Raw genomic sequence first — 19,369 nt, forward strand, 5'->3', positions numbered from 1 at the left:
CCAAGGCAGTCGTGCTGCCGTTCGCCGCGTACGACGAGGAGTTGCAGATGTCGGTCGGCCTGTACGACGGTCCGCTGCCGTGGATGCCGACGCACACCCCGACCGTCCAGGACGGCAGTGTGTCGAATCCGCCGCCGCTCGTCGAGGGCCCAATGGACTGATGCCGTGATGCCCGCCGTTCTCGTGATCGCGGCCCGCTACGCGCCCACGATCTGTGCCTCGCGCTGGACCTGCCGTTGATGCCCAAGCACGTCGAAGGCACCCGCGCGAAACTCAAACGCCTGGTCAGCATTGGATGCCTCGATGAGACCGAAACCGGAGTGTTCGCACGCCCCGGCATTGAGGGCGCCGACAGGCGCCGCCGACCAGCAATCCTGATCCAGACCAACGGGCAAAACGCCAGAAGACTCGCTCATTGCCCGCTGAGCTCGCGCGTTGGCGTCAGGAACGAAGGGTGCGCAGGCCGGCGCGGATTTCGCTGACCAGGATCTCGGGCTGCTCCAACGCCGCGAAGTGCCCGCCCTTGTCGGCCTCGCCGTAGTGGATCAGATTGCTGTAGGTGTCTTCGATCCAGCTGCGGGGCACGCGTGGGATGTCCCTCGGGAAGACGGTCACCGCGACCGGAAGCGTCACCTTCGGGCCGGCGAAAGTGAGCGATTTGTTCTCCCAGTAGATGCGGCCGGACGACGCTGCGCTGTTGGTGAACCAGTAGAGGGATATCGCGTCGAGCATGTCGTCGATGCCGAGAGCGTCCTCGGCGAGCCCGTGGTTGTCGGTCTTGGACTGGAACTTCTCGTAGATCCAGGCTGCCTGGCCGGCGGGAGAGTCCGCCAAGGCGAATCCGACAGTCTCCGGCTTCGTGCCCTGAAGGTGGTTCGACCCACCGAGATCGCCGGCGTAGAGGGCGAGGGTCTCCACGGCGTAGCGCTGTTCGGGCGACAAGGTGTCGGGTATCTGTGCGGGAAAGGCGTACTGGGTGTTCAGATGAATTCCGAGAAGCCCCTCAGGTTGCATGGCCCCGAGGGCGGTGGTGACGACGGCACCCCAATCGCCGCCTTGCGCGGCCCATCTCGTGTAGCCGAGACGTTTCATCAGCTCCGCCCATGCGCTTGCGATGCGCGATACGGTCCACCCGGTCTCCGTGGGCTTCTGGGAGAACCCGAACCCGGGGAGCGAGGGGACGACGACGTCGAATGAATCGGCGGCATCTCCTCCGAACGAAACCGGATCGGTCAGCGGGCCGATCAGCTTCAGGAACTCGACGATCGAGCCCGGCCATCCATGCGTGAGTATCAGCGGCATCGCGTTGGGATTCCTGGACCTGACGTGGATGAAGTGGATGTCCAGCCCATCAATCTCGGTCAGGAATTGGGGGAAGCGATTGAGCTCGGACTCAAAGCGCCGCCAGTCGTAGCCGCGCTCCCAGTAGTCGACCAGAGATCTGGCGTTCTCTACGCGAACCCCTTGCGACCAGTCGCCCACCGTTTCCGGATCCGGCCATCGAGTTCTGGCCAGTCGCTGCTTGAGGTCGTCGATCTCCGATTCCGAGATCGAGACGGTGAACGGGCGGACGAGAGCCGAGGTCGGCGGCGTCGGTGCGGTCATTGCCTTCTTCTCTTCTCCTGAGCTTCGAAGCACAGCACAACCCTCCGCTGCACACTGGTGTGCAGTCCGTCTCACTGTACACCAGTGTGCAATACTGGTGCGATGTCCACCGAGTCCTCCCGTGTGCGCTCGATGAACGAGACACGCGATCGCATCCTCGACGTCGCCCTCGATGTGCTGGGAGAGAATCCCGACGCCGGGATGGGCGACATCGCCTCCGCTGCCGGCGTCGTCCGTCGTACGGTCTACGACCACTTCCCCTCGCGCCTCGACCTGGTTCGGACACTCACGGAACGGGCCGTCACCGAGGTGACAGCCGTGCTCACCGAAGTCAACGCCTCCGGCGCGGAAGCGGACGCGACGTGGGTCGAATTCATCGCCCGTCTCTGGCCGGTGGCGCACCGGTACCGAGTGCTGTTGGCGCTGCGCCGTGGCGAGTACGGCGAGGCGATCCACGCCCTGCTCGGGCCCGTCGATGAGCTCCTCGCCGGCCTCGTGAAACGGGGCCAGGACGGCGACGTGTTCGCACAGCACCTGCCGGCGGGTCTTCTGAGCCAGGTTGCCTACGGCGTCGTGTTCGCCATCGCGGACAGTGACCTGCCGAACGGGACCCTCGGCGCCCGAGCAGCGACGATCACCAGCCTGCTGATGCTGGGAGTTCCCGAGCCGCGCGCAATTGCTCTCGTGGGCGACCAGCCCTGACCCGCAGCACTCGAGCGGAGCCGCGGATCGTCCTGCTCCGGACACGACATTGTCACCGCACCCCGCTCAGTATCCGGTGAGAACAGTGTGATCGCGACAATGTCGACAGGCCTCTGGTCGAGGGTGTCCGCCGCTCAGCCCGCTGTCGTAGCGAGTGGCCTCGGCCCCGTAATGCTTCAGCTTGTGGATGGCCCGTTCGACGGGGTTGCGTTTTTGTGCCGCTCCTTGTGGAAGCCAGGTGGCCGTCCGCCGCGTGTCCCCTTGTGCAGACGGGCGCCTGGCCGGCCGCGATACCCCAGCCGGGTCTCACCTGGGCATCCGCCGCGACCTCGGACCTGGTACGGCGTTCGGCCGGAGAGAACCTAGATGTCCTGGAACTCGTTCGGCAACTGATCCATGACGTCCTGGAACTCCTTGCCCGGAACTGCCTGCTGCAGCGTCATGAACACCGCCCGAACCGCGCGGCGCGCCACCGTCTCGTCGGTGTTCGCACGTTCGCTCACACGCCGCACGAATTCGTCCACGCCGAATTTCTGAGCCACGTCCTCCGGCGGGACCAGCGGCGGGGCGACTTCCGGAGGAAGGACTGCTGCCAGATCACGTGCTTCGCCGCCCGTAATCCTCTCCGCGAGCGTCAGCATCGTGGCACGGGTCAGCGGCGCCGCCTGATCCTCCGGCACGTGGGCCCGCTGAGCGACGAGCCGGATGAACTCGTCATACTCCATGGCGACTCCTCATCGAAACGTTGCTTGAGTACCCGCGGCGTACTTCCCGAGCAGATACATAAGTCGACAGATCGTAACGATCAGGCAGGCCCTATCGTCCGTGCGCCCACCGGCCATCCGGGTGATTTCGGGGCAGGAGCTGCGGAGCGAGGACGGACGCGCCTGGCGCTGTGGTGTTCCTCGCCGCCGCGCCAGGCGGCAACCGTACGTGGGCGTCACAGACGCTGGTCAGCGGACGGCACCTGGGCCGTCCAGACCGGCGCCGACGCGGAAGCCCGCCTCGGCTGGAGCGACAAGGCACCCCGGACGCTCCCGGCGGGCTGACCTGGCGAGCTGGTAGACCACGAGAAGTGCGTGGATCTCCCGAGTGATGCGTTCGGGAGTGCGGGCACGCAGGACCCGGCTGCCCAAAATCATCGACTTCAGCTCCAGGTAGGCGGTTTCGACCTCCAAGCGCTGGTCGTAGAGCGTGGCCAGTTCGCCCGCCGGGTAGCGGTGGTGGTCGAGCAGGGTGGTGGCCAGCCGGTAGAGGCCGGTGTGCTTCCCGGCGGTGGTGGTGATGGTGATCTCGCAGTCGATGACACGGACGGTTACCGGGCCGAGCGTGGAGAGGTAGGAGCCGGGGTGGCGGGCCAGGACCGGCATCCTGCGGCCGTGATTCAGCCGGACCAGGACTTCGCTGCCGTTGGCGGTGATGTCGGACAGCAGCCCTTGGGCGGCGAAGTTGCGGTCGGCCAGCAGGATCATCCCCGGCCGGAGGCTGGGCAGCAGTCGCGGAGCGTAGGTGGTCTCGCCGGTGGTGGTGGGGCCGAACACGGCGTCGATGAGGCTGCGGGTGCCGCAGGCGACCAGAGCCAGCAGGCGGACCTGCGGGTAGCCGGTGCCACCGTGGTTGCCCGCCTGCTTGGTGAACCTGGTCAGGACAGCGGGGCTGTCGGGCACGGTCAAGGTGGTGCCGTCGAGCGCGACCACCAGCAGACCACGCCGGCGGACCGCTGGCCCGTACGGGTTGCGGCCGGGCCGCGCAGCAGGTCGAACAGCCACCGCAGCGGTTTGCTGCCGACACGTCAGCGGGCCTGGGCCAGCGCGCTGGCTGTCGGTGCGGCTACCGGTAAGCCGACCAGTGCCCCCGTGAGCTTGCGCCACACGCCGGGGTATCCCACCTCGGGGAACAGACACGCGGCCAGGATCAGGTAGATCACGACCCGGGAGGGCAGGTCCCGCAGCCGCGACTGCACGGCCCTGGCCGCCCTCAGGGCCTCATCCACCATCTCGAACGGAACGAGCTGGGTGAGTTCACCGAGATGCCCGGGCGCAAACCGCCCTCCAGCCACCGTGACGGCACGGGTGATGGCAGACTGATCGGACAGCGGAGCCTCCGGTCTTTGTGAACGGCTTGTCTTGGTCGACTGCCAGCTCTACCGGGGCTCCGCTCCTCACGTCCGGCGAATCCACAGCTCAGAGACCCTGGACGACCCCGCCCTACTCGTAACTTCACGGCCTCGGGGCTAGGCCGTTTCGTTCAGATCATCTGATCGTGGGTTCGGGTGCGCCGTTGACTGATGCGCCCTGGGCCCCGGGACGTCAACGATGTCGCGGGCGCGGACATCAACGTGTACACGGGTCGGCCGCAAGAGCTGAGTTCGTATCCGCCCCTTCGAGTCGGTCCGTCAGATGACCTCCTTCTCCTCGGTGACCATCACGGCCACCGAGTCCATGTCGATGAAGCGTGCTTCGTCGGGGTTGACCAGCGTCCGGTAGTTGTCGGAGGCGAAGAAAGCGTCGTGGTCCTCCCAGTCCTCGAACCAGATTTCCGTCAGGCCGTCGTAGGCCCGGGGCGGGTAGTTCTCGGCGGGGACCGGGTGGGACACGGTGTACTTGCGCACGTAGCGCTCCGCCTCCGGGATGGAGGTGAACAGCGGCGCGTGCCGATCCCGGTGGTGCTCGACAAAACGCTCGTACGACATTCCCTCGACGCGGTTGATCATGAAGATGAGCTTCAGCATGGAGTTAACCTAAAAGCTCACATTGATGTCAGGGGCAAGTGAGCCAGGAGCATGGGAGGAGTTCGGCATGCGGATCGGTGAATTGTCCGCCCGGACGGGAGTCAGCCGCCGGTCGCTGCGCTACTACGAGGAGCAGGGCCTGCTTGTCAGCTCCCGCTCGCCCAGCGGACAGCGCCACTACGAAGACGAGCACGTCCAGCGGGTGCGCCTGGTGCAGGCGTTCCTGGCGGCGGGTATGTCCAGCGGCACCATCGTCGAGATGGTGCCCTGCATGACCGAGCCGAGCGAGGACAGGGCGCGGCAGGCACTGGAGATCATGGGCCGCGAGCGGGCCCGGCTGTCCGAGGACATCGACGGCCTTGCCGCCGCCAGGGACGCGCTGGACCACCTCATCGAGGACAACCACGCGTACCTGACACGGTCGGCGGACGACGGGGCGTGAACTGGGCGTGAACTAGGCGGGGTGTTTGGATCAGCGTGCGGACCAGGGGAAGATGCCTGCGACGTGGAGTCCGGCCAGGTAGATGGTCGCGGTCTTCTCATAGCGGGTGGCGATGCCTCGCCACTGCTTCAGGCGGTTGATGCACCGTTCGACGGTGTTGCGCTGGTTGTATGCCTCCCGCTCGAAGGCAGGTGGTCTGCCGTCGGCTTGTCCGCGCCGGGTCCGGTTGGCTCGCTGGTCGGCCCGTTCCGGGATCACCGCGCGGATACCACGTCTGCGTAGGTGGTCGCGGATCTCGCAGGAGGAGTATGCCCTGTCGGCCAGGACCATGTCCGGCCTGGTGCGGGGGCGTCCATGGCGGCGGGGTACGCGTAGGCGGGCCATGACGTGGGTGAAGGCGGGTGCGTCGCCGGCCTGTCCGGCGGTGAGGACGGACGCGAGTGGTCGGCACCGGGCGTCGGCCGCGAGGTGGATCTCATAGCTCAGCAGTGAGCCCGTGCACGGATGCGCAAGGGCCCGCCGTGTGAGGTGGAAGCCTGCCGCCGTTCCGGGACCTTTGGTCAGACCGGTCTCCCCCTCTCATGCCGCCGGGCGGAGGCCCGAGGTGGATCCGGGGACGCGATCGCTCCACGAAGACCGCGCCCCGCCCGGTGGGACCGACGTGGTCGCGGCCGGGAAGCCCTTCGATATCGCCGTCGATCTACAGACAGATCCCGCGGCGGTGCTGTTACCGCCCACCGAGATGCCTCGCACCCAGCTCATCGACCCACCCGCCACCGCTGCGAGGACATCCACCGCCTGATGGAGAAGGGGTCGGACGACCAGTGCGATCGCCCGGAGGCCGAACCTCGGCCGCAAGACCACGCGCCGCTTCCGCGACACCGACCCCGACCCCCATCCCGATCTCGACCAGCTGCTGGCCTCCGCCCGCGACCGACGGCCCAACGGCGTCCCGGAGCCCTTCACACCACACCTCAACACCCGCCTCATCGCAACACAGGCGTCAGATCAGCGGCACCCGCCTGTTCCCGGAGATCCGTGAACGCGGCTGTCTCGGCAGCCGCCAGATCGCCCGCACACACCTCGCCGCCGCCCTGCGCGCGGGCACCACCGAACCGGTCCGGGCCGACAGCCCCAGCCCCAGCCCCCGCAAGACCACCTCATGAATCACCTTCCACGTGACACGCTCACCGGCAGCCGGCAGGAACGACTGCTTCCCGTCCGGCTCGCCTGCCCGGACATCACCCGGGCCTGCGACCCTGCCCGCGCGTCCGCCGATCCGGTGCGTCACCAGCGCGGAGACACCTGCTCCAGGAGCGGATCCGCCAAGCTGAGCAGGACGCTGCGAAACCGATGAGCGGATTCACCGGCCTCCTCCGCCGGGACCTCGACACCGTCCCTGCCGGCCCCACCTTCCCGTAGCGTTCCGGAATTGCCGAAGAACACCCGAAACCGGGTGGAATAGGCTCAAGCGGGCCATGCATGGCCGTGCCTCGTCCGCACTTCTGCGAACCCGGATCCTCACCCAGCCATACCCCTCACCCAACTGCGGCCAGTGATCAGCCGTGCCGCGACTCGCCCGCAGCCGAGCGACGGCCACCGAGGGAGGCGACCAATGCATCTGCCACGATCGCCGCATCCGCCTCGGCCACGTCCGCCGGGTATTCCGGCAGCAGGTCGTCCCAGACGGGCATCCATGACCCGCGCAGCTGGGTCTGTCCCTCAGGCCGGGCGAAGAACCAGATGTGCAGGTGTGCGCCTCCATCTCCGATGCGGTAGACATGGGCTCGCGAAATGTGCGGCAGAGCCTGCACATGACGGACGATGTGAGTGGACAGGACCCCCAGCTCGGCTGCCAGCTCATCGGGCAGGTCAGCCATGTCATAGTGCTCACGCGGATACAGCATGAGCACCAGCGGCACACCGACTCCCGTGATCCGTGTGAGCCGCCAACCGTCGTTGAACCAGATCCCATCGCCCCGGTCCCGGCACGCCTCGCAGCTCGACGGGTCCTCACCGTGCCGCGAAGACTCCGGCAGAACCGGAGGACGCAACGGCGCGACGCGCAATCCGTCCCGTTCGAACGGGCTGATATCCCACCCCGTCATGCGCGCGAGCGGGAGCCGGCGCTCACCATCCGCAGCGGCAAGCGCGTGATCGTAGAACTCATCAGGTCGTAAGGCCATGGCCCGAAGACTAGTGAAGATCAGTCCGGCATCGACACCCAGTGAGGACCAGGGCGGCCCGGCTCCTCCCCGGCGGTGGGGGCAGACCACGAGCACGTCGCCACGACCGTCGCCGGCACCACCCACGGCGTGGCCGAGAAGGCGTAGATCGTGGCGGTACGGGTGCTCCGCAACGACGGGTCCGGCACCACGGCCGGTGTCATCGCGGGCGTGGACTGGATCACCGCCAACCACTCCGGCCCGTCCGTCGCCAACGTGTCGCTGGGCGGCGGCGCCAGTACCGCCCTGGACAACGCGGTGACCAAGTCGATCGCCTCTGGCGTGACCTACTCCATCGCCGCCGGCAATTCCAACGCCAACGCCGCGAACTACTCCCCCGCCCGGGTGCTGACCGCCCTCACCATCGGCGCCACCACCAACACGGACGCGCGGGCAAACTACTCCAACTACGGCTCGACCGTGGACCTCTTCGCCCCGGGATCGGACATCACGGCCGGCTGGAACACCTCCGACACCGCCACATACACGGGCTCCGGCACCTCCTTCGCCGCCCCGCATGTCTCGGGCGCCGCGGCGATCTACCTCGCCGGCCACACCACCGCGTCCCCGTCCGAGGTGGGGAGGGCGCTGGTGAACGCCGCCACCTCGGGCGCCCTGTCCGGCATCGGTTCGGGCTCCCCCAACAAGCTGCTCGAGATCGCGCAGTGACACCCTGACCGGCACACCGGACCTCCGCTGATCACACCTGCCGCCCACCGGGTCCCACCCGGCGGGCGGCAGGCCGTGGCGAAACCGGGATTCGCCATCGGCGGGTCCGGCCGGACCAATGAGATCCATCTCGCGGCCGACGGCGCCTGCCGGCCGCTGGAGTTCGCCCTGACCGAAGGACACACCGGCGACGCACCCGCCTTCAGTGACGTGATGGCCCTCGTGCGCGTTCCCGCTGCCATGGTCAGTCGCCACCAGGTATCGAGGGATCTCGGTGGGGCAGCTCGCCGTGTTCTTCTTGCCGTGCTTGCGTCCCGAGCGGCGACGCTCGGCGCCTGACCGCGCGAAAGGCCTTGCCGGCACGCGATCTCCGCCCCGGGCCGGGCCGTGAGGACCGGTAGACCTCACCGACACTCTCCTGACGCCTACCCGAACAGGGCGCTGTAGCCGTTCAGTGCCGGCTGCCCGCCGAGGTGGGCGTAGAGCACCTTGGCGTCCTTGGCGATCTCGCGCCGGGTGACGAGGTCGATGAGGCCCGCCATGGACTTGCCCTCGTACACCGGGTCGGTGACCATGCCCTCGATCCGTGCGGCCAGCCGCATCGCGTCCATGGTGGACTCGTCCGGGATGCCGTAGGTGCCCGCGTGGTAGCGCTCGTCGAGCAGGATCTCGTCGTGGGCGAGCTCCCGGTCCAGGCCGATGAGCGACGCGGTTCCGCGCGCGATCCGGGCCACCTGGTCCCATGTCTCCTTCGGCTTCGCCGAGGCGTCGATGCCGAGGATCCGCCGCGGCCGCCCGCCCAGCGCGGCGAATCCGGCGATCATGCCGGCCTGGGTGCTGCCGGTGACCGCGCACACCACGATGGTGTCGAAGAAGACCCCGAGCTGCTTTTCCTGCTCCGCCACCTCGAACGCCCAGTTCGCGAAGCCCAGCCCGCCGAGCCGGTGGTCCGAGGCGCCGGCGGGGATCGCGTAGGGCTTGCCGCCCGCCGCCTCGATCTCCGCGATCGCCTGCTCCCAGCTCTCCTTGAACCCGATGCCGAACCCGGCCTTCACCAGCCGCACGTCCGCTCCGGCGAGCCGGGACAGCAGGATGTTGCCGACCTTGTCGTACACCGCGTCCGGCCAGTCGACCCAGCTTTCCTGGATCAGCACGCACTTGAGCCCCGCCCGGGCCGCGACCGCCGCGACCTGGCGCGTGTGGTTGGACTGCACGCCGCCGATCGACACGAGCGTGTCGCAGCCCTGCGCCAGCGCATCGGCGACGAGGTACTCCAGCTTGCGGGTCTTGTTACCGCCGTAGGCGATGCCGGAGTTGCAGTCCTCGCGCTTGGCCCAGATCTCCGCGCCGCCCAGGTGTGTGGTCAGGCGCTCCAGGCGGTGCACCGGCGACGGGCCGAACAGCAGCGGGTAGCGGTCGAAGTCGTTGAGGGACAAGGAATTTCTCCGATCAGTGGATGTCGAGCCTGCGCCGCGCGAACGCCACGCAGGACAGGCTGAGTACGGCCAGGAACATCAGGTAGAAGGTCGGCGCGAGCTTGCTGCCGGTCACATCGACGAGCCAGACGATGATCAGCGGTGTGGTGCCGCCGAACAGCATCACGGCGATGTTGTAGCTCACCGCCAGGCCGGTGGCCCGGTTGGTGACGGGGAACAGCTCCGCCATCATCGCGGGCAGTGGCGCGAAGTAGCCGGCCTTCAACACGCCGACCAAAAACATCACGCCGAGTATCACCCCGAAGCCCGGGGCGGCGACCAGGAACGCGAGGCTCGGGTATACCAGCGCGAGGATCAGCGTCGCGAAGATCAGCATGATCCGGGTGCGGCCGAACCGGTCCGACAGGTGACCCACCACGGGAGTCAGGCCGGTCAGCACGATCCCGGTGACCAGAGTGGAGGCGAATCCGGTCGACGCCGGCAGGTCCAGTTCCTTCACCGCGAACGTGGGCATGTAGGTGATGAAGTAGCTGATCGCGGTGGACACGGCGAGCGCGCCCATGGCCACGAACATGCGGTCCTTCTGGGTACGGAACGTCTCCTTCACCGGCGCGCGCTCCTGGTCCGCGGTCTTGACGAACTCACCGGCCTCGCCGACGTAACGCCGGATGTAGTAGCCGACCGGGCCGATCAGCAGACCGAAGAAGAACGGGATGCGCCAACCCCACGACTCCAGCTGCGCGTCGGACAGCGTGGCCGTGAGCACCGTGCCGAACGCCGACGCGAGCAGCGTCGCGAAGCCCTGGCTCGCGAACTGCCAGCTGGCCATGAAGCCGCGCTTCTCGGGCCTGTGCTCGACGAGGAACGCGGTGGCGCTGCCGAACTCCCCGCCCGCGGAGAAGCCCTGGACGAGTCGGGCGATCAGGATCGCGATCGGCGCGACGAGCCCGATCGTCGCGTACGGCGGCATGGTCGCGATGAGCAGTGTCGCGACCATCATGAGCCGGATCGACACCATGAGCGCACGCTTGCGCCCGGCACGGTCGGCATACGCGCCGAGCACGAGTGCCCCCAGCGGACGGACCACATAGGCCACCGCGAACGTGCCGAGCGTCAGCAGCAGCGACACGGTCTCGTCGGCGGTGGGGAAGAACTGGTCCGAGATCGTCGCGGCGAAGAAACCGTAGACGAGGATGTCGAACCATTCCAGCGCGTTCCCGATGGACGCGGCGACGATGACGCGGTGCACCTTCACCGGTGGTGCTTCGGGGGCTACGGTCCGTGTGGTCATGGGTGACTCCGCACGGGAGAGTCCTCGCCGAGGTCCCAGAACAGGCCGGCCATGATGCGCAGGCTCTCCCGCGCCACCGGGGCCAGCAGGTGCTCGTCCGGGGCGTGCTGGGCGCAGGCGGGGTAGGAGTGCGGGATCCAGAGCGTGCACAACCCGAGCGCGCCTGCGAAGGCGTCGTTGGGAAGGCTGCCGCCGAGGTTCGGCAGCAGCGCCGGTTCCGCGCCGGTGGTGCGGCTGATCGAGCCGAGCGCCCAGTGCACCCAGGGGTCGTCCGGATCGGTCCGGGTCGGCGGCATGGTCGGGCCGACCTCGACGTCGACCATGGGAAATCCGTGCTCGTCCAGGTGGGTACGGAGGATGACGCCGAGCTTGTCGACGTCGGTGCCGACCACGGACCGGAGCTGGCAGTGCGCGTGGGCGCTGCCGGGAATGGCGTTGACCGGGGTGTCCGGGTTGCCGGCGGCGAGCGAGAGCACCTCGACGCTGTTCCAGCCGACGAGACGCTCGGCCGGGGTGAGACCGGGTTCGCCCCAGCCGTCGTCGACGGGCGGATCGTCCGGTCCGCCGCCGACCGCGATGTCGCGCAGGGCTTCCCGGACGTTCTCGGGGACCTCCCGCGGCCGCAGACCGGAGACGAGGATGCGGCCCCGCGCGTCGACGATGGAGGCGAGCGCCGCCCCCAGCACGGTCGCCGGGTTGCGCAGCAGACCGCCCCAGTTGCCGGAGTGGTATGAGCCCTCGCGCAGGTCGACCCGCAGCGTGAACGGGGTGGAGCCGCGTGAACCGAGGAACAGCGTCGGCCGCTCCGCGGCCACGCGCGGCCCGTCGGACGCGATCAGTACGTCGGCGGCGAGCTCGTTCCGCAACTGGGCGCAGACCGTGCGCAGGCCCGGCGAGCCGGACTCCTCCCCGGTCTCGACCAGCACCTTGAGGTTGAAGCCGAGCCGACCGCGCACGCGGAGCACTTGCTCGAGTGCCGCGAAGTTGATGGTGTGCTGGCCCTTGTTGTCGGCGGTGCCGCGGCCGTACCAGCGGTCGCCCTCGACCACCACCTGCCACGGATCGAGGCCGGGCCGCCACCGCTCCGGCTCGCCGAGGACGACGTCGCCGTGGCCGTAGACCAGCACCGTGGGCATCTCATCGCCCTCGTGTCGGGTCGCCACGAGCAGCGGGTAGTCGCCGGCGGGGTTGTCGAGGACGCGCGCCTCGCAGCCCAGCCGGCCGATGAGCGCAGGGGCCAGCTCGTCGGTGAGGTAGGAACGCAGCGTCCGCGCAGCGGCCCGGTCCTGGCTTTCGGTCGCGAACGCGACCCGGCGGCCGAGGTCGGCGAGGAATTCCCCGGAATCGTAGTATTCGGTGGCGCAATCGATCACGGCAGCACGGGTCATCATTACCCTTAACATGAGAAACGTGCGATTTACAATGCGTCCGGCCGGTGTGCTGAGTTTACGGAGCGGGATAGGGCGGCGATAGAGCGGGAAATTGCACGTTTTCGAAGGGTGTATTGCCCTGGCGGCAACGGCTACGGTCTGCGGCTTCCCCACCACCACCCTCAGCGGACGCGCTTCGCGCTGGAGTACATTCTCGGAATGCACCTCCTGCCCACGTCGCTGCGCTACTTCCTCGAGGTCGCGCGCACCGGTTCGATCAGCGAGGCCTCGGAGCGCCTGCACGTGGCGACGTCGGCGATCAGTCGGCAGATCGCGAAGCTGGAGCAGGACGTCGGGGCGCCGCTGTTCGAGCGCCAGCCGCGGGGGATGGTGCTGTCGGAGGCGGGCGAGATTCTCACCGCCTACGCCCGGCGCAGCGCGCTCGAGGCCGAGCAGGTGCTCGCCGACGTGCACGGCGTCGAGGCCCTGCACCGCAGTACCGTCAAACTCGCGAGCTCCGAGGGTTTCGCGCGCGATTTCCTGCCGGCGGCTATCACCGCATTTCGGGAAAAATATCCGGGGGTGCGGTTCCGACTGAATGTCACCGGCCCCACCGCGGCGACGCGGCAGGTGATAGACGGCACGGTGGACCTGGCCGTCACTTATAGCCTCGGACCGGAATGGGGAATCAAGGTCGAGTATTCGCAGCAGCAGCCGATCTACGCGCTGATGCCCGACGATCATCCGCTGGCGCACCGGGAGTACGTCGAGCTCGCGGACCTGCTGGAGTACCCGCTCGCGCTGATGGACGAGGGAACCACGATCCGGCAACTCTTCGACGTCTGCGTCGCGCTGGAAGGGCTGAGCTTCGAGCCCGCGCTCGTCAGCAACTACTCGGGTGCGCTGCAGAGTTTCGCGCAGCTACGCGGTGGGGTCACCCTGGTCGGTCCGCTGACGGTGCGACGGCGGCTCGGTGCCGACCGCCTGGCGATCGTTCCCATCCACAACCCGGAACTGAGCCGCCGAAGCATGCAGATCCAATCGATGGCGCGGCGCGCATTGCCCGCGGCGGTGCGGGCCTTCCTCGCGCACCTGATCGAGCAGATCGGTGATGACATTCTCATGTAGGCAGACCCTTGGCGGCGCCCCAAGGCCGATTGGCGAGACTCCTGGCAACAGCGACGCGGCATTACCTGCCCTCAGCTCGGCGAAGAAGCAGCGGGGCGACGCTGTGGTTGACGAGTTCGCGCGTGACCCGACTCGCACCAGCAGGCCGGTCTGACCACTGGCGGCCCGCAGCCCGCGTGCAGGCGGTCTTCACCGGCTTCACCGGGCGTCAGGAGTGCCCCCGATGCAGGCCAGGGTGAACAGCGCATCACTCCGCGGATCGCGCGTCGCGGACAGGCCCACGGGTCGGGGCTGGCCTGCGGGATATTTCGGCGTTGCTCGCGAATCTTGCGAGAGGTATTGACGCCGTTCACCGGTCCCCTACTATCCAGGTTGCTCGACACTTCGACCCTTGTTCGATATCGCGAACACACTGAGGTCCGCTCCACGCGCACAGCACAGGGCACCGCCGTCACGCCCACCGAAACGGCCGAGCCGCAAGGAGCACGCCGCTGATGTATCCCACGCCACCCGGGCGCACGGCGGCTCGGTCCGCCTCACGCCGTTCGAGCTGTCCACACCCCGCCCCGAGTCAACCCCACCCCCGCCCGCAACCGACCGTACGAGGGAAACCTCCACTCTGGGCGCCCAAGCGGCCCGGACAGGACGGCGAACACGGTCAGGGCCTCTATGACAAAGCCGGGTGACAGCTCCATCCGTCCACCCGGCTCGGTGACGCTCGATGCCCTCTCCAGGTGGGGCGCGGCACGTCGTTGAGCCGTTCGACTCCTCAGCTCCGTCTCGCTCAAGGAATGTCATGACCAACGCATTCCGCAGCCGAGGGACTTGCAGGACGGGAAAGCCGCAAGGGGTCGGCCCGGTGACCACGGACCGCCATGAACCGCACGCGCCACATCGACAGTCCGGAAAGCCTCTGACGGAGCCAACCGGAACCGCTTACTCAAGAATCAAGAGGTCCCCATGCGCAGAGGAAGCTTCAACCGCAAACGTCTGTCTGTGATGCTCAGCGCCTCGGTCGCGGCCCTGGTCTCGTTGGCGGCGACGCTCGTCGCCGACCCGGCTCAGGCGTCCACCAGCGCGTGTTCTCTTCCGTCGACGTACCGGTGGACGTCGACGGGTGTGTTGGCGCAGCCGGCGAACGGATGGGTCTCGCTGAAGGACTTCACCAATGTGGTGTACAACGGCAAGCACCTGGTCTACGCGTCGAACGTGTCAGGATCGTCTTACGGCTCGATGAGGTTCAGTCCCTTCACGAACTGGTCGGACATGACATCGGCCGGCCAGACCGGGATGAGCCAGGCCGCGGTGGCGCCCACGCTGTTTTACTTCGCGCCCAAGAACATCTGGGTGCTGGCGTACCAGTGGGGTGCGTGGCCCTTCATCTACCGCACGTCGAGCGACCCCACCAACCCCAACGGCTGGTCCTCGCCGCAGCCGCTGTTCACCGGTAGCATCTCCGGCTCCGGCACCGGCCCGATCGACCAGACCCTGATCGGTGACGGCCAGAACATGTACCTGTTCTTCGCCGGTGACAACGGCAAGATCTACCGAGCGAGCACGCCGATCGGGAACTTCCCGGGCAGCTTCGGCTCGTCGTACACGACGGTCATGAGCGACTCGACGAACAACCTGTTCGAAGGGGTGCAGGTCTACAAACTTCAGGGCCAGAACCAGTACCTGATGATCGTTGAGGCGATCGGTGCGAAGGGGCGCTACTTCCGCTCGTTCACGGCCTCCAGCCTGAGCGGTTCGTGGACCCCGCAGGCCAGCAGCGAAAGCAACCCCTTCGCGGGCAAGGCCAACAGCGGTGCCACCTGGACCAACGACATCAGCCATGGTGACCTGGTCCGCAACAACCCCGACCAGACCATGACCATCGACCCCTGCAACCTGCAGTTCCTCTACCAGGGCAAGTCCCCCTCCGCGGGCGGCCCCTACGACCAACTGCCCTGGCGGCCGGGTGTCCTTACCCTGCAGCGTTAACCTCGCGCTTTCATCGGGTGGGCTGTCCAAGGCCTGATCACAAACCCGAGAAGTGCTTCTGACCTGCAACGATAAGGCTTGTCGAGAGTTCTGTTGGTTGCGAGGAAAGAAGCACTTTTCGGGTGACCGAGCGTGTCGGGTCATACCCGCGTGTCCGTGTTGAGGGCCACGGCCGTGGGGTGGTGTCCCAGGCCGGCGGTGTACTGCTGGTGGTGATGATGGGAACGCAGTCGCGATCACGTGGAGCTGGGGCGGGGCGCGGGAGGAGAAAGTCGGCAGCGATCACGAAGGTTGCGCGGGCCATGGGATGAAGACCTGCGCAGCGTGACGCCCGCAGAGCCCTTCGCCCCACGGCCCGGGGCCCGGTCCGGTCGACGGGGTTGATCACCGACTGCCGGGATCCAGGGGCGTCGCCCGGCCAGTCGTCCAGCGGTGTGACGACGACGGCTCAGGCAGCCGCGGCCGCCGACCCGGCCGACCGCGCACACCGTCTCCAGCGGCACGGTGCCGAGACCACCCCGCCGGGCAGGACGGCGTGACCACGGGTGAAGACGCAGGGCAACCTCACCGTGAGCGCTTTCATGCGACCCGACCGCACGCCGGTCCGGCGGGCTCGGTCCGGTGTGCTCACGGCGGTCGGGATCACCTGCCCGGGGACCTCACACCTCCATGGGGACCAGGGCGGTGCGGTCGAACGGGCCGCCGTGGGAAGCGGCATAGGCGACGGCGTCGTTGACCGCATCGAGACCGAAGGTCCGGACGCGTTCGGGGGCGAGGTCCAACGCGCCCGAGGCCAGCATCCGGATGATGCCGACGTTCGCCGTGCGCGGGTACATCCACTGGCCGCGCACGGTGACCGAGTTGCGCATGATCCACGGGTACGGGAGCGCGAGATCGTCGCCACCGAGCATGCCGACACCGCCCATGAGGACGACACGGCCGTACTCGCGCACCGTCATGGCCGCCACACGCACCGCGGAGCTGGGTGCGCTCGGCGGAAGCAGATCGATCACCATGTCGATCGGGCCGTCGCCCGCCGCGGACATCGCCGCCCGGTCGACGGTCTCGTCCCCGGTCAGCGGCACCGGGCGCACCCGCGGACCGAACCGGTCGGCGAGCAGGTCGAGCGCTGCCCGGTTGCGGCCCGGCGCGACCACGCGGCCCGCCCCCATCGCGAGCGCGACCGCGACCGCACTGCTGCCGAGGTTGCCGGTGGCCCCGCTGACCAGCAGCGTCTCACCGGCCGCGAGCCCGCCCGCCAGCAGCCCGCCGTAAGGGATGGTGTGCGCGGTGAGCGCGGCCCAGCGGGCCGGGTCCTCCCCCGCCGCGGCCGGCAGCGGGAAGACGTTCTCCGTCGGAACCCGCATACGTTCGGCGAACGACCCGTCATGCAGGTACCGGGCCAGCCGCGCGCCGCCCTCGCCGCGGGAACTCCAGCCCTGCAGTGTGATGTCGGGCGTCAGGGCATCGTCCCGCGAGCGCACCGTGCAGTCGCACCACACCAGGTCCCCGACGCGCAGCCGGGTGGCATCCGGGCCGACGTGGACGATCCGCCCCACGCCGCCGACCCCGGGCACCACGGGAGGGACCAGGGGGTAGTTCCGTTCGCCGCTGAAGACCTCGCCCGCGTACGGGGGGACGCAGGCAGCCAGCACCTCGACCACCACCTCACCGCCACCGGCCTCAGGGTCGGGCAGCTCCCGCACCGTGAGCGGGGCGCCGAACCGCGTCAGTACTGCTGCTCGCATGCGATGACCTCCATGTTCATGTTCATCCGGGTCCGTCGCATCGACACTAAGAGTCCGGCGATCATGCGGGAAGCGACGATCCAGCATCTGTGGTATGCGTAAGCCGCATGGACATCTCCAGTACGGGTCTGCGGGTCCTGCAGCAGATCGCCGAATCCGGCAGCTTCACCGCGGCAGCCGCTAGGCTCGGCTACACACAGTCCGCGGTCTCACGACAGGCTGTCTCCCTCGAACGGAGCGCGGGCACCACCCTCTTCGACCGCCGCCCCGACGGGGTACGGCTCACGCCCGCGGGCCTGACCCTGCTGCGCCACGCCCGCACCATCCTGGACTGCCTCGCCGCAGCCGAATCCGAGATCACCGGCGCCACCCCACGGACCGAACTGGTGCGGCTCGGGGTGTTCCTCAGCGCAGGCGCCGCCCTCCTGCCCGCCACGCTCACCCGCCTCACCACAACCCACCCGCAGCTCACCGTCACCACCACCGAAGGCACCACACCCACCCTGATCCGGGCGCTGCGGGCCGGCTCGATCGACCTCGCCGTACTCACCTCCCGCCCACCCCACCGGCCCTTGGACAGCGAGTCGCCCCGCCTGCACGTCGAGACCGCCGTGGACACCGAACTGGTCCTGGCGACACCCTCAACCGGAAAGTTCGCCGGCCGCACCACCGTCCATGTCGACGAACTGACCGACGCCCCGTGGATCGCCACCCCGTCCTCGAACGCCGAACCCCTGCTCGGCGTCTGGCCCGGCCTGCCCGGACGACCCCACATCGCCCACCGCGCACGCGACTGGCTGACAAAACTCCACCTGGTCGCAGGAGGCTTCGGAGTCACGACAGTGCCGTTGCGCCTCTCGCCGGTGCTACCACCCGGAGTGAACCTGGTCCACATCGAAGGCGCCCCTCCCGAGATTCGCCGGGTTCTCGTCGCGCGCCTTCCCGGCCACCCCACCCCCGCGATCACCGCCGTCACCCGAGCGATCATCTCGGCCGTCTGACACACACCACCGGGCCGGTCAGCCGACTCCGGCCACCGTCCGCACGATCACCCCGCCCTCCCCCGAATTCACCCCCACCTCCCCCGGGCTCAACGCGCTCCGGTCGTACGACGCCATGGCCGTGTGGCGGAGCCGGGTCACCTCACGGCCCGATGTGCGGTGACCTTCCCCGCTGCGATCTTTCGGGGACGAACGGGCCAGACGAGCCCAACAAAACACCCGACCGCACATGCACCTGCCTCCGCGGCGAACCCTCAGCCCGCCCCCGACGAATCCGCAACGCCTGGCGAGCCGGCCACACGCCCGTCACCGGAGTCTCCCGGCGTCTGCACCTCACCGCCTACGCCTCTGCGGTCTTGATCACCCGTCATGTCATCGGTCTCAGCTGTCACATTTGGGTCATTGAACCCATCCCAGCCAGCCGGGTTGTTCATGTCCAACAGCCGCTCGCGGCGGCGCGGCCCGAAGGGCACATCAGCCCAGCCCCCAGCGTCATCTCACGCGCGGTACGCTCACGCGGCCCACGGCCGGCGACGGCGTCCGCGAGGGTCGTAGCCAGGTCTCCGTTATACGTAACGTGCGGAAATGACGAGAGGCGAGCGGCTCGCGGAGCAGTTGGACTGGCACTGGCGCACGAACCTGCGGCCACGGCTGGACGGTCTTGCCGATGAGGAGTACTTCTGGGAGCCGGTGCGCGGCTGCTGGAGCCTCCGCCCACGTGGCACGTCGGCCGCACCGATGTCGGGAGGTTCGGGAGAGTGGACGATGGACTTCGCGTCCCCTGTCCCGGTGCCGGCGCCGGTGACCACGATTGCCTGGCAGCTGGCGCACATCATCGTCTCCTGCCTGGGCTATCGGGTCGGATGGTACTTCGGCGGCCAGGACGGAGCCGTACCGCGCCGAATGTGACTTTCCGGTAGCCGGCGATCGAGATTCGGAAACCTACGTGGACTCCGTGACACTCCGTGGCTGCGAGCTCCAGTGAAGCTGCGCCTCTTGAAGTAGCTGGTCAGGGTGGTGGCCTGAGGTTCGTTCGGG

At 68.3% G+C, this 19,369-nt stretch carries 17 protein-coding genes and 4 pseudogenes; 9 read left to right on the forward strand and 12 right to left on the reverse strand.

Annotated elements, in window-relative coordinates; genetic code table 11:
• Nucleotides 1-11: 11 nt before the first annotated feature.
• A complete protein-coding gene (locus tag J8403_RS43345) occupies nt 12-161 on the forward strand; it encodes a hypothetical protein (protein ID WP_246585624.1) in 150 nt (49 codons plus the stop codon).
• A 36-nt stretch (nt 162-197) separates the two neighbouring features.
• Here the strand turns inward: J8403_RS43345 and J8403_RS00975 are convergent, their stop codons facing one another.
• Both J8403_RS00975 and J8403_RS00980 read right to left on the reverse strand, forming a co-directional pair.
• Nucleotides 198-416 carry a hypothetical protein gene (locus J8403_RS00975; protein WP_211121375.1) on the reverse strand — a complete coding sequence of 73 codons (219 nt, stop codon included), beginning with the start codon at nt 414-416 and terminating at the stop codon, nt 198-200.
• A 25-nt stretch (nt 417-441) separates the two neighbouring features.
• The gene (locus J8403_RS00980) at nt 442-1,605 is read right to left on the reverse strand and encodes an epoxide hydrolase family protein (RefSeq protein WP_211121376.1); all 1,164 of its coding nucleotides are present in this window, start codon (nt 1,603-1,605) and stop codon (nt 442-444) included.
• A 102-nt stretch (nt 1,606-1,707) separates the two neighbouring features.
• On the opposite strand from J8403_RS00980, the gene J8403_RS00985 reads away from it, so the two are divergent.
• A complete protein-coding gene (locus J8403_RS00985; protein ID WP_211121377.1) occupies nt 1,708-2,307 on the forward strand; it encodes a TetR/AcrR family transcriptional regulator in 600 nt (199 codons plus the stop codon).
• A 362-nt stretch (nt 2,308-2,669) separates the two neighbouring features.
• On the opposite strand, the gene J8403_RS00990 is transcribed toward J8403_RS00985, so the two are convergent.
• The 4 genes from J8403_RS00990 to J8403_RS01005 form a co-directional block, all read right to left on the reverse strand.
• A complete protein-coding gene (locus J8403_RS00990; protein WP_014058497.1) occupies nt 2,670-3,032 on the reverse strand; it encodes a DUF2267 domain-containing protein in 363 nt (120 codons plus the stop codon).
• 228 nt (nt 3,033-3,260) lie between these two features.
• Complete coding sequence (locus J8403_RS43350) at nt 3,261-4,076, reverse strand: IS4 family transposase (RefSeq protein WP_425519736.1); 816 nt, start codon at nt 4,074-4,076, stop codon at nt 3,261-3,263.
• 23 nt (nt 4,077-4,099) lie between these two features.
• On the reverse strand, nt 4,100-4,300 hold the full coding sequence (locus J8403_RS01000) for a transposase domain-containing protein (RefSeq protein WP_246585625.1): 201 nt from the start codon (nt 4,298-4,300) through the stop codon (nt 4,100-4,102).
• 402 nt (nt 4,301-4,702) lie between these two features.
• Complete coding sequence (locus J8403_RS01005) at nt 4,703-5,038, reverse strand: EthD domain-containing protein (RefSeq protein ID WP_009719449.1); 336 nt, start codon at nt 5,036-5,038, stop codon at nt 4,703-4,705.
• 67 nt (nt 5,039-5,105) lie between these two features.
• Between J8403_RS01005 and J8403_RS01010 the strand changes: the two genes are divergently transcribed.
• Nucleotides 5,106-5,480, forward strand: coding sequence for a MerR family transcriptional regulator (locus tag J8403_RS01010; protein ID WP_211121379.1), 375 nt, complete (start codon nt 5,106-5,108; stop codon nt 5,478-5,480).
• A gap of 30 nt (nt 5,481-5,510) precedes the next feature.
• On the opposite strand, the pseudogene J8403_RS01015 reads toward J8403_RS01010, so the two are convergent.
• Nucleotides 5,511-5,957, reverse strand: a pseudogene (locus J8403_RS01015) (IS5 family transposase); the annotation flags it as partial.
• Nucleotides 5,958-7,039: 1,082 nt separating this feature from the next.
• Entirely contained in the window at nt 7,040-7,666 is a 627-nt protein-coding gene (locus J8403_RS01020; protein WP_246585626.1) for an HIT family protein, read from the reverse strand.
• A 93-nt stretch (nt 7,667-7,759) separates the two neighbouring features.
• On the opposite strand from J8403_RS01020, the pseudogene J8403_RS01025 reads away from it, so the two are divergent.
• Both J8403_RS01025 and J8403_RS01030 read left to right on the forward strand, forming a co-directional pair.
• Nucleotides 7,760-8,374, forward strand: a pseudogene (locus J8403_RS01025) (S8 family serine peptidase); the annotation flags it as partial.
• 75 nt (nt 8,375-8,449) lie between these two features.
• The gene (locus J8403_RS01030; RefSeq protein WP_211121380.1) at nt 8,450-8,713 is read left to right on the forward strand and encodes a hypothetical protein; all 264 of its coding nucleotides are present in this window, start codon (nt 8,450-8,452) and stop codon (nt 8,711-8,713) included.
• A gap of 86 nt (nt 8,714-8,799) precedes the next feature.
• Here J8403_RS01030 and J8403_RS01035 read toward each other — a convergent pair whose 3' ends face one another.
• From J8403_RS01035 to J8403_RS01045, 3 genes are read right to left on the reverse strand one after another with little or no spacing between them, the layout of a single operon-like run.
• Nucleotides 8,800-9,810, reverse strand: coding sequence for a 1-aminocyclopropane-1-carboxylate deaminase (locus tag J8403_RS01035; protein ID WP_211121381.1), 1,011 nt, complete (start codon nt 9,808-9,810; stop codon nt 8,800-8,802).
• Between the two features lie 13 nt (nt 9,811-9,823).
• The gene (locus J8403_RS01040; protein WP_211121382.1) at nt 9,824-11,101 is read right to left on the reverse strand and encodes an MFS transporter; all 1,278 of its coding nucleotides are present in this window, start codon (nt 11,099-11,101) and stop codon (nt 9,824-9,826) included.
• Complete coding sequence (locus J8403_RS01045; RefSeq protein ID WP_211121383.1) at nt 11,098-12,492, reverse strand: M20 family metallopeptidase; 1,395 nt, start codon at nt 12,490-12,492, stop codon at nt 11,098-11,100. The genes J8403_RS01040 and J8403_RS01045 overlap by 4 nt, the downstream gene beginning before the upstream one ends.
• 198 nt (nt 12,493-12,690) lie before the next feature.
• Between J8403_RS01045 and J8403_RS01050 the strand changes: the two genes are divergently transcribed.
• Both J8403_RS01050 and J8403_RS01055 read left to right on the forward strand, forming a co-directional pair.
• Complete coding sequence (locus J8403_RS01050; protein WP_211121384.1) at nt 12,691-13,599, forward strand: LysR family transcriptional regulator; 909 nt, start codon at nt 12,691-12,693, stop codon at nt 13,597-13,599.
• A 1,080-nt stretch (nt 13,600-14,679) separates the two neighbouring features.
• Nucleotides 14,680-15,582: pseudogene (locus tag J8403_RS01055) on the forward strand (non-reducing end alpha-L-arabinofuranosidase family hydrolase); the annotation flags it as partial.
• Between the two features lie 659 nt (nt 15,583-16,241).
• On the opposite strand, the gene J8403_RS01060 reads toward J8403_RS01055, so the two are convergent.
• Nucleotides 16,242-17,330: an alcohol dehydrogenase catalytic domain-containing protein gene (locus J8403_RS01060; RefSeq protein WP_211121386.1), complete on the reverse strand. Its 1,089-nt coding sequence runs from the start codon at nt 17,328-17,330 to the stop codon at nt 16,242-16,244.
• Nucleotides 17,331-17,437: 107 nt separating this feature from the next.
• Between J8403_RS01060 and J8403_RS01065 the strand changes: the two genes are divergently transcribed.
• Together J8403_RS01065 and J8403_RS01070 are read left to right on the forward strand one after the other, a co-directional pair.
• Nucleotides 17,438-18,331: a LysR family transcriptional regulator gene (locus J8403_RS01065; protein ID WP_211121387.1), complete on the forward strand. Its 894-nt coding sequence runs from the start codon at nt 17,438-17,440 to the stop codon at nt 18,329-18,331.
• A 585-nt stretch (nt 18,332-18,916) separates the two neighbouring features.
• Nucleotides 18,917-19,216 (forward strand): annotated as a pseudogene (locus J8403_RS01070) (DinB family protein); the annotation flags it as partial.
• Nucleotides 19,217-19,369 lie beyond the last annotated feature (153 nt).

The sequence above is a fragment of the Streptomyces yatensis genome (assembly GCF_018069625.1).
GTDB lineage: Bacteria > Actinomycetota > Actinomycetes > Streptomycetales > Streptomycetaceae > Streptomyces > Streptomyces yatensis.

Coding starts and splice junctions, on each gene's coding strand:
- J8403_RS00975 (WP_211121375.1), bottom strand. CDS start 416: ATGAGCGAGTCTTCTGGCGTTTTGCCCGTTGGTCTGGATCAGGATTGC.
- J8403_RS00980 (WP_211121376.1), bottom strand. CDS start 1,605: ATGACCGCACCGACGCCGCCGACCTCGGCTCTCGTCCGCCCGTTCACC.
- J8403_RS00985 (WP_211121377.1), top strand. CDS start 1,708: ATGTCCACCGAGTCCTCCCGTGTGCGCTCGATGAACGAGACACGCGAT.
- J8403_RS00990 (WP_014058497.1), bottom strand. CDS start 3,032: ATGGAGTATGACGAGTTCATCCGGCTCGTCGCTCAGCGGGCCCACGTG.
- J8403_RS01005 (WP_009719449.1), bottom strand. CDS start 5,038: ATGCTGAAGCTCATCTTCATGATCAACCGCGTCGAGGGAATGTCGTAC.
- J8403_RS01010 (WP_211121379.1), top strand. CDS start 5,106: ATGCGGATCGGTGAATTGTCCGCCCGGACGGGAGTCAGCCGCCGGTCG.
- J8403_RS01020 (WP_246585626.1), bottom strand. CDS start 7,666: ATGGCCTTACGACCTGATGAGTTCTACGATCACGCGCTTGCCGCTGCG.
- J8403_RS01040 (WP_211121382.1), bottom strand. CDS start 11,101: ATGACCACACGGACCGTAGCCCCCGAAGCACCACCGGTGAAGGTGCAC.
- J8403_RS01045 (WP_211121383.1), bottom strand. CDS start 12,492: ATGATGACCCGTGCTGCCGTGATCGATTGCGCCACCGAATACTACGAT.
- J8403_RS01050 (WP_211121384.1), top strand. CDS start 12,691: ATGCACCTCCTGCCCACGTCGCTGCGCTACTTCCTCGAGGTCGCGCGC.
- J8403_RS01060 (WP_211121386.1), bottom strand. CDS start 17,330: ATGCGAGCAGCAGTACTGACGCGGTTCGGCGCCCCGCTCACGGTGCGG.
- J8403_RS01065 (WP_211121387.1), top strand. CDS start 17,438: ATGGACATCTCCAGTACGGGTCTGCGGGTCCTGCAGCAGATCGCCGAA.